This window comes from Rhodanobacter glycinis (genome assembly GCF_900114325.1).
Classification (GTDB): Bacteria; Pseudomonadota; Gammaproteobacteria; order Xanthomonadales; family Rhodanobacteraceae; genus Rhodanobacter_A; species Rhodanobacter_A glycinis.
Genome location: NZ_FOSR01000013.1, coordinates 82153 through 94628, shown reverse-complemented (window position 1 = coordinate 94628; position 12476 = coordinate 82153). Strand labels below are relative to the sequence as shown.

Below are 12476 nucleotides of genomic sequence, written 5' to 3'. Positions count from 1 at the left end.
CAGAGGGATCTGCACATGCGAAGCGTCTTGGGGTTATATGGTCAAGCCTCACGGCTCATTAGTATCAGTTAGCTCAATGCATTGCTGCACTTCCACACCTGACCTATCAACCACCTGGTCTTGATGGTGCCTTAAGGAGAGTCAAGCTCTCGGGAGATCTCATCTTGGGGCGTGCTTCCCGCTTAGATGCTTTCAGCGGTTATCACTTCCGTTCGTAGCTACCGGGCAATGCCATTGGCATGACAACCCGAACACCAGCGGAACGTCCACTCCGGTCCTCTCGTACTAGGAGCAGCCCCCCTCAAATCTCCAACGCCCACGACAGATAGGGACCGAACTGTCTCACGACGTTCTGAACCCAGCTCGCGTACCACTTTAAATGGCGAACAGCCATACCCTTGGGACCGGCTACAGCCCCAGGATGTGATGAGCCGACATCGAGGTGCCAAACACCGCCGTCGATATGAACTCTTGGGCGGTATCAGCCTGTTATCCCCGGAGTACCTTTTATCCGTTGAGCGATGGCCCTTCCATACAGAACCACCGGATCACTAAGACCTACTTTCGTACCTGCTTGATCCGTCGATCTTGCAGTCAAGCACGCTTATGCCTTTGCACACAGTGCGCGATGTCCGACCGCGCTGAGCGTACCTTCGTGCTCCTCCGTTACTCTTTGGGAGGAGACCGCCCCAGTCAAACTACCCACCATACATGGTCCCTGATCCGGATTACGGATCTAGGTTAGAACGTCAAGCACTTCAGGGTGGTATTTCAAGGATGGCTCCACCAAGACTGGCGTCCTGGTTTCAAAGCCTCCCACCTATCCTACACAGAAGAACTCAACGTTCAATGTAAAGCTATAGTAAAGGTTCACGGGGTCTTTCCGTCTTGCCGCGGGAACGCTGCATCTTCACAGCGATTTCAATTTCACTGAGTCTCGGGTGGAGACAGCGCCGCTGTCGTTACGCCATTCGTGCAGGTCGGAACTTACCCGACAAGGAATTTCGCTACCTTAGGACCGTTATAGTTACGGCCGCCGTTTACTGGGGCTTCGATCAAGAGCTTCGCCTTGCGGCTGACCCCATCAATTAACCTTCCAGCACCGGGCAGGCGTCACACCCTATACGTCCACTTTCGTGTTTGCAGAGTGCTGTGTTTTTGATAAACAGTCGCAGCGGCCAGGTTACTGCGACCCTTCTCAGCTCAGCTACGCATGTAGCCACCAAAAAGGGCGCACCTTCTCCCGAAGTTACGGTGCCATTTTGCCTAGTTCCTTCACCCGAGTTCTCTCAAGCGCCTTGGGATTCTCACCCTGCCTACCAGTGTCGGTTTACGGTACGGTTTTTCCATAGCTGAAGCTTAGTGGCTTTTCCTGGAAGCGTGGTATCAGTCACTTCGTCCAATAGGACTCGTCTCGGTGCTCGGCATAAAGGGTCCCGGATTTGCCTAAGACCCATGCCTACCGCCTTTCCCCGGGGCAACCAACGCCCGGTAGACCTAACCTTCTCCGTCCCCACATCGCACTATGGAAAAGTGCAGGAATATTAACCTGCTTCCCATCGACTACGCATTTCTGCCTCGCCTTAGGGGCCGACTCACCCTGCGCCGATGAACGTTGCGCGAGGAAACCTTGGGCTTTCGGCGTGGGGGCTTTTCACCCCCATTATCGTTACTCATGTCAGCATTCGCACTTCTGATACCTCCAGCAGACCTTACGATCCACCTTCGCAGGCGTACAGAACGCTCCTCTACCGCGCATCATCGAAATGATGCACCCCGAGCTTCGGTGTCTAGCTTAGCCCCGTTAAATCTTCCGCGCAGACCGACTCGACCAGTGAGCTATTACGCTTTCTTTAAAGGATGGCTGCTTCTAAGCCAACCTCCTGGCTGTCTATGCCTTTCCACATCGTTTTCCACTTAGCTAGAACTTTGGGACCTTAGCTGCGGGTCTGGGTTGTTTCCCTTTTCACGACGGACGTTAGCACCCGCCGTGTGTCTCCCGTACAGTCTGTCCTGGTATTCGGAGTTTGCCATGGTTTGCTAAGTCGCGATGACCCGCTAGCCATAACAGTGCTCTACCCCCAGGAAGATACATACGAGGCGCTACCTAAATAGCTTTCGAGGAGAACCAGCTATCTCCGAGTTTGTTTAGCCTTTCACTCCTATCCTCAGCTCATCCCCATCTATTGCAACAGATGTGGGTTCGGTCCTCCAGTGCGTGTTACCGCACCTTCAACCTGGCCAAGGATAGATCACTCGGTTTCGGGTCTACTGCCAGAGACTATGCGCCCTATTCAGACTCGGTTTCCCTTCGCCTCCCCTAGACGGTTAAGCTCGCCACTGACAGTAAGTCGCTGACCCATTATACAAAAGGTACGCAGTCACCCTTGCGGGCTTCCACTGCTTGTACGTATACGGTTTCAGGGTCTATTTCACTCCCCTCTCCGGGGTTCTTTTCGCCTTTCCCTCACGGTACTAGTTCGCTATCGGTCAGTCAGGAGTATTTAGCCTTGGAGGATGGTCCCCCCATGTTCAGACAGGGTTTCTCGTGCCCCGCCCTACTCAATTTCACGCACGGTGCCCTTTCACCTACCGGGCTATCACCGTCTACGGCGAGCCTTTCCAGACTCTTCGATTAAAACACTGTGCGCTTTTGGGCTGATCCGCGTTCGCTCGTCGCTACTTACGGAATCTCTGTTGATTTCTTTTCCTCCGGGTACTTAGATATTTCAGTTCCCCGGGTTCGCTCCGTACACCTATGTATTCAGTGCACGGTACCTCTTGCGAGGTGGGTTTCCCCATTCGGACATTGCCGGATCAAAGCTTGTTGCCAGCTCCCCGACACTTTTCGCAGGCTGCCACGTCCTTCATCGCCTCTGACTGCCAAGGCATCCACCGTATACGCTTAGTCGCTTGACCATATAACCCCAAGTCGCCTCGGGGCTACTCCCGTTCCTCCTCAGGAACATTGGGATTCGCCAAACAACGCATTCGCTATATTTGCCTCAACGACACATCTCGGTTCGTTCGAACCAAAACGCTTGTCACTCGTTTACGTTTTCAAAGATCACAAGAACGGCCTCTATGCCGTCTCGTTTTCAAAATCTTTCGTGTGCACTACACATCCGTCTAACTGGTGGAGCCAGTCGGGATCGAACCGACGACCCCCTGCTTGCAAAGCAGGTGCTCTCCCAGCTGAGCTATGGCCCCAATGGTGGTGGGTCTGGGAGGACTCGAACCACCGGCCTCACCCTTATCAGGGGTGCGCTCTAACCACCTGAGCTACAGACCCATAAAGCTTATGGACCCGAAGGCCCTTCATGCCTTGTGGCATGCGGATGTGCAGGTGTCTTGTGTGGACGTCTTGCAGCAACGAAGGCTGCCTATCTCGAAAGGAGGTGATCCAGCCGCACCTTCCGATACGGCTACCTTGTTACGACTTCACCCCAGTCATGAACCACTCCGTGGTCGTCGTCCCCCTTGCGGTTAGACTAACGGCTTCTGGAGCAACTCACTCCCATGGTGTGACGGGCGGTGTGTACAAGGCCCGGGAACGTATTCACCGCGGCATAGCTGATCCGCGATTACTAGCGATTCCGACTTCACGAAGTCGAGTTGCAGACTTCGATCCGGACTGGGATCGGCTTTCTGGGATTGGCTCCACCTCGCGGTATCGCAACCCTCTGTACCGACCATTGTAGTACGTGTGTAGCCCTGGCCGTAAGGGCCATGATGACTTGACGTCATCCCCACCTTCCTCCGGTTTGTCACCGGCAGTCTCCTTAGAGTTCCCACCATTACGTGCTGGCAACTAAGGACAAGGGTTGCGCTCGTTGCGGGACTTAACCCAACATCTCACGACACGAGCTGACGACAGCCATGCAGCACCTGTGTTCCGATTCCCGAAGGCACTCCTGCATCTCTGCTGGATTCCGGACATGTCAAGGCCAGGTAAGGTTCTTCGCGTTGCATCGAATTAAACCACATACTCCACCGCTTGTGCGGGCCCCCGTCAATTCCTTTGAGTTTCAGTCTTGCGACCGTACTCCCCAGGCGGCGAACTTAACGCGTTAGCTTCGACACTGATCTCCGAGTTGAGACCAACATCCAGTTCGCATCGTTTAGGGCGTGGACTACCAGGGTATCTAATCCTGTTTGCTCCCCACGCTTTCGTGCTTCAGCGTCAGTGTTGTCCCAGATGGCCGCCTTCGCCACTGATGTTCCTCCCGATCTCTACGCATTTCACCGCTACACCGGGAATTCCACCATCCTCTGACACACTCTAGCTAGCCAGTATCCATTGCCATTCCCAGGTTGAGCCCGGGGATTTCACAACAGACTTAACTAACCGCCTACGCACCCTTTACGCCCAGTAATTCCGATTAACGCTTGCACCCTTCGTATTACCGCGGCTGCTGGCACGAAGTTAGCCGGTGCTTATTCCTCAGGTACCGTCAGCCCCACCGGTTATTAACCGATAGTATTTCGCTCCTGATAAAAGTGCTTTACAACCCGAAGGCCTTCTTCACACACGCGGCATTGCTGGATCAGGCTTGCGCCCATTGTCCAATATTCCCCACTGCTGCCTCCCGTAGGAGTCTGGGCCGTGTCTCAGTCCCAGTGTGGCTGATCATCCTCTCAGACCAGCTATCGATCGTCGCCTTGGTAGGCCATTACCCTACCAACTAGCTAATCGAACATCGGTCCATCCAACCGCGCGAGGCCCGAAGGTCCCCCGCTTTCTCCCGTAGGACGTATGCGGTATTAGCGTAAGTTTCCCTACGTTATCCCCCACGTCTGGGTAGGTCCCGATGCATTACTCACCCGTCCGCCACTCGCCACCCACAGAGCAAGCTCTGCTGTGCTGCCGTTCGACTTGCATGTGTTAGGCATGCCGCCAGCGTTCAATCTGAGCCAGGATCAAACTCTTCACTTAAGTTTTCGACCATCCGAAGATGATCTGTCTTTCTGAAGGGTTGTCCCAACGTAAAACGTCATTGCTGACTTTGCGTTGGACCCTTGCATTTTTTGGACAGTCTCTCCGTCCACTGCAAGGCGTCCACACAAGTCACCTGCGCACACTGTCAAAGATCAATTACTTGCAACTCTTTCTTCAAGTTGCCCCGAGACGTTTCGTCCCGGGTGAGCCGCCCATTCTACATCGATCTTTCGGTCCGTCAACACCTGCAAGCAATCTTTTTTCTTGCCGGGTTGCCGTGCTGAAGATCTCCAGCGGCGGGGGGCGAATACTAGGCACCACCCCGCTTTTTGGCAAGCACTTTCGTGAAGTTTTTTTCTTCTTCCACGCAAGTCGTTGAGCATGCTCGCTTCGTCTCTTCCGCAACAACCGCATCGCTCGCTCGCCGTAGTCAGGATGCCGTGAGGCGCACCCGCGCAAAGTTGCGCTTGCCGACTTGCAGCACACCCTCGAAGCCGACTTCGAACACGCGCTGCGCATCTTCGACCACCTCGGTATCGATGCGAGCGGCACGCTCCTTGATCTTGCGGTTCGCCTCCGAGTTGCTGGCCGTGAGACCGGCCGCCGTGAGCAGCGCAGGCAGACGCAGTCCTTCGGCAGGCACGGCGATCTCGTTGAGCGGCAACAACGAGGTATCACCTTCGCCGCGCACCACGGCATGCCACCCCGCGATCGCCTGCTCGGCCGCCGTCGCACCATGGAAACGCGTGGCCAATTCCCGCGCCAGGCGCAACTTGGCGTCCCGCGGATTGAGCGCACCACTGGCGATGTCACGCTTCATCGCTTCCAGCTCGGCCAGCGAAACATCGAAGCTGAGCAGCTCGAACCAGCGCCACATCAACTCGTCGCCGATCTTCATGGTCTTGGTGACCATGTCGATGGCCGGCTCGTCGATGCCGATGTAGTTGCCCAGCGACTTGGACATCTTGTGCACGCCATCGAGACCTTCGAGCAGCGGCATGGTCAGCACGATCTGCGGCGGCTGGCCGTGATGCTCCTGCAGTGCGCGCCCCATCAGCAGGTTGAACTTCTGATCGGTGCCACCCAGCTCGACATCGCACTTCAGTGCCACCGAGTCGTAGCCCTGCACCAATGGATACAGGAATTCGTGGATCGCGATCGGCTGTTGCGAGCCATAGCGCTTGGCGAAATCGTCGCGCTCGAGCATGCGGGCGACCGTGTGCTGCGCGGCCAGCTTGATCATGTCGGCGGCGGTCATCTTGCCGAACCATTCGGAATTGAAGCGCAACTCGGTCTTGTCGCGATCAAGCACCTTGTAGACCTGCGCCGCGTAGGTCTCGGCGTTTTTCAGCACATCCTCGCGGGTGAGCGGCTTGCGCGTGACGTTCTTGCCCGTGGGGTCGCCGATCATCCCGGTGAAGTCGCCGATCAGGAAGATCACCTGATGTCCCAGATCCTGGAACTGGCGCATCTTGTTGAGCAGCACGGTGTGACCCAGGTGCAGGTCCGGAGCGGTCGGGTCGAAACCCGCCTTGATCCGCAACGGGCGACCACTTTTCAGGCGCTCGGCCAGGTCTTCCCGCTTGATGATTTCGTCCGCGCCGCGCGCGATGGTGGCCAGCGCCTGCTCAAGCTCGCTCATGCATTCCTCGATGGTTGATTGCCTAGACAGCCAATGGATGATGGCCGTCACGTTGTTCGCGTTAATTGTGCGTTAATCCAAAACGGCACGCAAACCATTGATGGAAAAGGCGTTGACGCCATTTACACAAGGTCGTTATGGTACGCCTCGTTTGTTACTTTGTAGCGGGGGGTGGGCCAAACATGGGCGAGGGTAAGCGGGGCAAGCGCTTGATGCGCAAGCGGGCGATCTGTCGCAAGGCACAGCGTCGCCATTCCCATTTCTATCAACGCTGCGCCCACTGGTCGTTCAGTCCGCCCCACGGCGAAGCCGAACCCATCCGCTGGCATCGTGAACGCTGGATGCTGGCCGGCACTGCATTGTTGATCACGATACTGTCGGGCTTTCTCATCCCGGCCTGGGCCACCGCGATGCGCCCGGTTCCGGTAGCGCCTGCGCATACGCTGCTGCCGTTGGCGCTGCCCAAGCTGCCGCCACCCACCGTCGACCGCTCCAGCTTCGAAGCCTGGCACGTGGTCCACGTACAGCCCGGCCAGACGCTCTCGGACATTTTCCAGGACCAGGGCCTGAGCCTGGCCGACCTGCACCAAGTGGTCCAGGCCACCGACGATCCCACGCCGTTGCGCATGATTCGCCCCGGCGACGAGTTCGACTTCCTCGTCGGCCCGGGTGGCGTCCTCAAGGGCTTCCGTTTCGACAAGGACGAAACCACCCGCACCGTGGTGCGCTTCGCCGACGCAAAGCCCGTCGTTACCACCCAGCAGCGTGAACTGGTGCAGCGGGAGCACGTGGCACACGGCGTGATCCGGGATTCGCTGTTCGGCGCCGCCTCCAAGGCTGGCATGAGCGACGCGATGGTGGTCAAGCTGGCCGACGTGTTCAAGTACGACATCGACTTCATCAAGGACATCCGCAGCGGCGACAGCTTCACGGTGATCTACAACGACGTCTACCGCGACGGCCGCTACCTGCACGAAGGCGACATCGTCGCCGCCGAATTCGTCAACCAGGGCAAGCGCTATACCGCCTACCGCTTCAAGCAGGCCGACGGCAACGTGGGCTGGTTCAGCGAAGACGGCCGCCCGCTGCGCAAATCGCTGATGCGCACACCGGTGGCGTTCACCCGCATCTCCTCGCGCTTCACCATGGCGCGCAAGCATCCGATCCTCGGCTACACCCGCGCGCACAAGGGCGTGGACTACGCCGCGCCAAAGGGCACGCCGATCCATGCGGCGGGCGACGGCACCATCGTTTACCGGGGCTGGGAACGCGGCTACGGCAACTTCGTCCTGATCAAGCACAACGCCACCTACTCCACCGCCTACGGGCACATGTCGCGCTTTGCCAGCGGCGAGCACGTGGGTACCCACGTGCGCCAGGGCGAGGTGATCGGCTACGTCGGCATGACCGGCCTGGCCACCGGCCCACACCTGCATTACGAAGTGCGCATCGACGGCCACCAGGTCAACCCGCTGACCGTGACCATGCCCAAGCCGCAGCCGCTGCCGGCCACCCAGTTGGCGAAGTTCGAAAGCACCGTGGTGAAGCCGCAATTGGCGCGACTGAAGATGCTCGACAAGCGCTACCAGTTCGCACGTGCGGATACGGCAGCCGCACCGGCCAGCAACGATTGATCCCGCCCGCGCATGGATGACTCCCGGGCGCTGTACGTCGGCCTGATCTCCGGCACCAGCGCCGACGGCATCGACGCCGCGCTGGTGCGCTTCGAGGGCGATACGCCGCACGGCATCGCGGCTCTCGTGCATCCGTGGCCCGACCCGCTGCGCGAACGCATTCTCGCGGTGGCGCAGGACGAAGCACGACTGGATCTGGATGCCTACGGCCGACTCGACGTGGCGATCGGCAGCTGTTTCGCCGACGCCGTGCAACGCCTGCTCGAACAAAGCAACACGCCGGCATCAGCGATATGCGCGATCGGCTCGCACGGACAAACCGTGCGACACCGCCCGAATGGCGCCCATCCCTTCACCCTGCAGATCGGCGACCCCAGCGTGATCGCGGAACGCTGCGGCATCGACGTCGTGGCGGATTTTCGCCGCACCGACGTGGCCGCCGGCGGCCAGGGCGCGCCGTTGCTGCCGGCCCTGCACGCCATGCTGCTGGCCGCACCGGGCTGCACCCGGGTGGTGCTGAACCTGGGCGGCATCGCCAACATCACCGTGCTTGGCGCCGATGGCCGCGTGCTCGGCTTCGACACCGGCCCGGCCAATGGCCTGCTCGACGCATGGTGTCTGCGTCACCGCGGCAAAGCCTTCGACCGCGACGGCGCCTTCGCCGCCAGCGGCCATGTGGACGAGGCACTGCTGCAGTCGCTGCTCGCCGATCCCTACTTCACGCTGCCGCCGCCCAAGAGCACCGGACGCGAACACTTCCATCTCGCATGGCTGGATGCGCACCCGCGCGTCGCCGAACTGGCGCCAGCCGATGTGCAGGCCACCCTGCTGGAACTGACCACACGCAGCATCGCCGAGGCAATCCTTGCGCACGCGGCCGATGCGACAGACGTACTGGCCTGCGGCGGCGGCGTGCACAACCCCGTGCTGATGCATCGACTGAGCGAACTGCTGGCACCACGCACGGTAGCCAGCACGACCGCCTTCGGCATCGATCCGGACTATCTGGAAGCCACCGCCTTCGCGTGGCTGGCCCGCCAGCGCCTGCTCGGATTGCCCGGCAACCTGCCAGCGGTTACCGGCGCACGCGGATCGCGGGTACTCGGCGCGATTTACGCCGCACCGCGCTGAGTCAGCCTTCGCCTTCCAGCATCGGGTCGCCGATATTCACCGGCGCCAACTGCTCGGAAGGCGCCGAAACCAGCGCCTGCAGCGCCTCCTGGAATGCCGCCTTTTCCTTGCTGTCCCATTGCCCGCTGAGCACGGTCATGGCCCCGGGATCGAGCAGGGTCTCGGCGAAGATATTGCTGCTTTCAGACATGCCGAGGCCGTGCCGCAATGCATGCAGCACCACATCATTGATCGACCATTGGCGATCCTTGGCCAGCGACTTGATCCGCTCGGCCATCAGACTGTCGATGTGTCGTATGACGAGATCCGGCATCCGCGTTGCTCCCGCGCTACGCATGCCCCCTGATCTGGCCATGGTGGCCGTGGAACCGGCCCCGGGCAAGTGCCCGGACCGGAACGCCCTCACAATTCACGCATTTCGAGCGCGCGCCACCGACAGCTACCTGCCAAGTTGCGCTCGCTCGATGCGGCGGAATCGTGGGCTGAGGCACGCAAACAGCAGCATGGCGGGAATGATCGCCAGCACGGTAATGATGAAGTAACCACCATAGCCCGTCGCCATGGCAATGCCGCCGGCGAAGAAGCCCAGCACCTTGCCCGGCAGGTTCACCAGCGAGCTCAACAGCGCGTATTGTGTGGCCGTGTGTTCACGGTTGACCAGCGAGGAAAGGAAAGCCACGGTCGGCGGCCCGAGCATGCCCAAGGTGAGGTTTTCAGCGGAAATCACCAAGGTCAGCGCGAGCAGGTTGCCGTGATGGGACAGCAGCAGCAAATACAGCAAGTTGCTGCATCCACACAGCACGATGGTCACACCCAGTGGCCGCCATGCACCCCAACGCGCCACCGCAGCACCACCCAGAAACACGCCGACGATGCCGATCCAGATACCGTAGATCTTGGTAATCGTGCCGATCTCGGTCAGGGAAAACTGCATGTCGCGATAGAACGGACTCATGATGCCGCCGATGGTGGCCTGCTCGGGCAGCTTGAACAGCAGCAGGAACAGCAAGGTCACGCTGGCCAGTGCCCAGCCGTAGCGCCGAAAGAAGTCGGCGAACGGATCGATCACGCTCTCACGCATGGCATCGCGCCAGCCCCCCGGGCGCACGCGCAACACCTCCGGCTCACGCGCCAGCAAGGTCGTGACGATCGGCACCAGCATGACTAGGGCCATCGCGACATAGATCACACGCCACGACACATGATCGGCCAGGATCAGCGCCACCGCGCCAGCCACCAGCAGGCCGATCCGATAGCCCAGCGAATAGGTGGCAACCAGCGCACCCTGATCCTCGATCGGCGCGATCTCGATGCGATACGCGTCGATCGCCGTGTCCTGCGTCGCGCCAAAGAAAGCCACCACCAGCGTGGCGATCACAAACGGCACCAGTTGCCGCGGGGTCAGCAGCGCCATTGCCAGCAAACCGCCCACCACGCCAAGCTGCGCGAACAGCAACCAGCCGCGGCGCTGGCCGAGTCGAGCAAATCCGGGAATGCGTTGATGGTCGAGCAGCGGTGCCCAGACGAACTTGAGGGCATACGTCATCCCCGCGCTGGCAATCATGGTGATGTCGTTCAGCCGGATACCGTTCTGCTTCAGCCAGTACGCCAACGTACCCGCGACCAGCAGAAAAGGCAGACCGGAGGAAAACCCGAACAGACACATCGTCCATGCGGCCGGCTGCGTGAAGGCCCGCCACACGGACGGACGCGACGGGTTGGCCGTGGCCGGGGATGCCGACGCCACCACCGGTTCAGTCGACATAATCGACCGTGTACGGCGCATGGTCGGAGAAGCGTTCGTCGCGGTAGATCGAGCAGGCTTTCAGTCGCTCGCGCAGCGATGGTGTGCAGATCTGGTAGTCGAGGCGCCAACCCACGTTGTTCTCGCGCGCACGGCCGCGATTGGACCACCACGTGTAGTCCTCGCCCTCGGGATGCAGCGTGCGGTAGCTGTCCACCCAGCCGCGCCCGTCGATCATCCCGTTGAACCACGCGCGCTCCTCCGGCAGGCAGCCGGAGTTCTTCTGGTTGGACTTCCAGTTCTTGATGTCCTTCTCGCTGCGCACGATGTTCCAGTCACCGCAGATCACGTAGTCGCGGCCGCTTTTCCGCCACTTTTCGAAGACCGGCGCGATCCATTCCATCGCACGGAACTTGAACTGCTGGCGCTCGTCGCCGGAGGAACCGGAGGGAAAATACAGCGACACCACGCTCAGCTTGCCGAAGCGCGCCTCGATGTAGCGGCCCTCGTTGTCGAACTCATCCCAGCCCAGCTCGGTGAGCACCTGGTCCGGCTCGCGTTTGGCGTAGATCGCCACGCCCGAATAGCCCTTCTTGCTGGTCGCATCGCGGTAGAAGCAATGATGGCCATCGGGGCGAAACATCGGATCGGACAACTGGTCTTCCTGCGCCTTGGTCTCCTGCAGGCAGACCACGTCCGCGCCCTGCCGGCCGAACCAGTCGAACACGCCCTTGGTCGCGGCCGAGCGGATGCCATTGGCGTTCAAGCTGATGATGCGCATACGTACTCCCGAAGCGATGGGGCATCATAACAACCATGCCTGCATCCCCAGCCATCCGCGTCTGCCCGGTCACGCCCGACTTGCGCGAGGCCGTACTGGCCCTGCACGTGAAGCCCGCGCAGGACGATTTCGTCAGCCCGCCGGAGATCACCCTGCCAGACGCCGAACGCTGTCCCGGCAGCACGCCGATGGCGATCCTGCAAGGCGAGGCGGTGGTGGGCTATTACCGCATCGAAACCAGCGCACGCACGCTGACCGGGAACGACAGCGAAAGCGATGCGCTGGGCCTGCGCTCGTTCCAGATCGATGCAACGCGCCAAGGCCAGGGCCTGGGCACCCGTGCGCTGGCGGCCCTGCTCGATGACCTCGGCCATCGCCGCCCCGAGGCATCCCGGCTGGTACTCACGGTGGACCGCAGCAACACCACGGCGGTGGCGCTGTACCTGCGCGCCGGCTTCGTCGACAGCGGTCGGTTGTACCATGGCGGCCGCGCCGGGCCGCAGCTGTTGCTGTGGCGTTCGCTGCGCTGACCGGAAGCCGACCGTTTCACGGATTCCGACTTGGCCGGCCCATGGCCCCTTCGATACCGACCAGCGAGAGTCTCC

The 12476-nt window shown here is 60.3% G+C and carries 7 protein-coding genes, 2 tRNA genes and 2 rRNA genes; 3 read left to right on the top strand and 8 right to left on the bottom strand.

All coding sequences use genetic code 11. The annotated features are described in order from the left end of the window. Nucleotides 1-37 precede the first annotated feature (37 nt). The 5 genes from BMY90_RS13550 to tyrS all read right to left on the bottom strand — a co-directional run bounded on the left by BMY90_RS13550 (nt 38) and on the right by tyrS (nt 6581). Nucleotides 38-2919, bottom strand: a 23S ribosomal RNA gene (locus BMY90_RS13550). A gap of 215 nt (nt 2920-3134) precedes the next feature. After that, nucleotides 3135-3210: transfer RNA gene (locus BMY90_RS13545), tRNA-Ala, on the bottom strand. Between the two features lie 5 nt (nt 3211-3215). Continuing rightward, nucleotides 3216-3292, bottom strand: a tRNA-Ile gene (locus tag BMY90_RS13540). 99 nt (nt 3293-3391) lie between these two features. Beyond that, nucleotides 3392-4936 (bottom strand): 16S ribosomal RNA (locus tag BMY90_RS13535). Together the 16S and 23S rRNA genes with 2 tRNA genes alongside form the textbook arrangement of a ribosomal RNA operon. A gap of 433 nt (nt 4937-5369) precedes the next feature. Further along, nucleotides 5370-6581 carry a tyrosine--tRNA ligase gene (gene tyrS, locus BMY90_RS13530; protein WP_092704660.1) on the bottom strand — a complete coding sequence of 404 codons (1212 nt, stop codon included), beginning with the start codon at nt 6579-6581 and terminating at the stop codon, nt 5370-5372. A gap of 182 nt (nt 6582-6763) precedes the next feature. Between tyrS and BMY90_RS13525 the strand changes: the two genes are divergently transcribed. Both BMY90_RS13525 and BMY90_RS13520 read left to right on the top strand, forming a co-directional pair. Next, complete coding sequence (locus tag BMY90_RS13525) at nt 6764-8215, top strand: OapA family protein (RefSeq protein WP_092704658.1); 1452 nt, start codon at nt 6764-6766, stop codon at nt 8213-8215. A gap of 12 nt (nt 8216-8227) precedes the next feature. Continuing rightward, nucleotides 8228-9346, top strand: a complete 1119-nt coding sequence (locus BMY90_RS13520; protein ID WP_092704656.1) for an anhydro-N-acetylmuramic acid kinase — start codon at nt 8228-8230, stop codon at nt 9344-9346. A gap of 1 nt (nt 9347) precedes the next feature. Here the strand turns inward: BMY90_RS13520 and BMY90_RS13515 are convergent, their stop codons facing one another. The 3 genes from BMY90_RS13515 to BMY90_RS13505 form a co-directional block, all read right to left on the bottom strand. Then, entirely contained in the window at nt 9348-9659 is a 312-nt protein-coding gene (locus BMY90_RS13515; RefSeq protein WP_008213583.1) for a hypothetical protein, read from the bottom strand. A 126-nt stretch (nt 9660-9785) separates the two neighbouring features. Further along, nucleotides 9786-11111 (bottom strand): AmpG family muropeptide MFS transporter, encoded by a 1326-nt coding sequence (locus BMY90_RS13510; RefSeq protein WP_425438666.1) that lies wholly within the window; start codon nt 11109-11111, stop codon nt 9786-9788. After that, nucleotides 11101-11871 carry an exodeoxyribonuclease III gene (locus BMY90_RS13505; protein WP_092704654.1) on the bottom strand — a complete coding sequence of 257 codons (771 nt, stop codon included), beginning with the start codon at nt 11869-11871 and terminating at the stop codon, nt 11101-11103. Before BMY90_RS13505 ends, BMY90_RS13510 begins: the two co-directional genes overlap by 11 nt. A gap of 35 nt (nt 11872-11906) precedes the next feature. Between BMY90_RS13505 and BMY90_RS13500 the strand changes: the two genes are divergently transcribed. After that, the gene (locus BMY90_RS13500) at nt 11907-12401 is read left to right on the top strand and encodes a GNAT family N-acetyltransferase (RefSeq protein WP_092704652.1); all 495 of its coding nucleotides are present in this window, start codon (nt 11907-11909) and stop codon (nt 12399-12401) included. Nucleotides 12402-12476 lie beyond the last annotated feature (75 nt).

Excerpts from the sequence above, each read along its gene's own strand:
- BMY90_RS13525 (WP_092704658.1), top strand. The coding sequence starts at position 6,764 with ATGGGCGAGGGTAAGCGGGGCAAGCGCTTGATGCGCAAGCGGGCGATC.
- tyrS (WP_092704660.1), bottom strand. The coding sequence starts at position 6,581 with ATGAGCGAGCTTGAGCAGGCGCTGGCCACCATCGCGCGCGGCGCGGAC.
- BMY90_RS13505 (WP_092704654.1), bottom strand. The coding sequence starts at position 11,871 with ATGCGCATCATCAGCTTGAACGCCAATGGCATCCGCTCGGCCGCGACC.
- BMY90_RS13500 (WP_092704652.1), top strand. The coding sequence starts at position 11,907 with ATGCCTGCATCCCCAGCCATCCGCGTCTGCCCGGTCACGCCCGACTTG.
- BMY90_RS13520 (WP_092704656.1), top strand. The coding sequence starts at position 8,228 with ATGGATGACTCCCGGGCGCTGTACGTCGGCCTGATCTCCGGCACCAGC.
- BMY90_RS13510 (WP_425438666.1), bottom strand. The coding sequence starts at position 11,111 with ATGTCGACTGAACCGGTGGTGGCGTCGGCATCCCCGGCCACGGCCAAC.
- BMY90_RS13515 (WP_008213583.1), bottom strand. The coding sequence starts at position 9,659 with ATGCCGGATCTCGTCATACGACACATCGACAGTCTGATGGCCGAGCGG.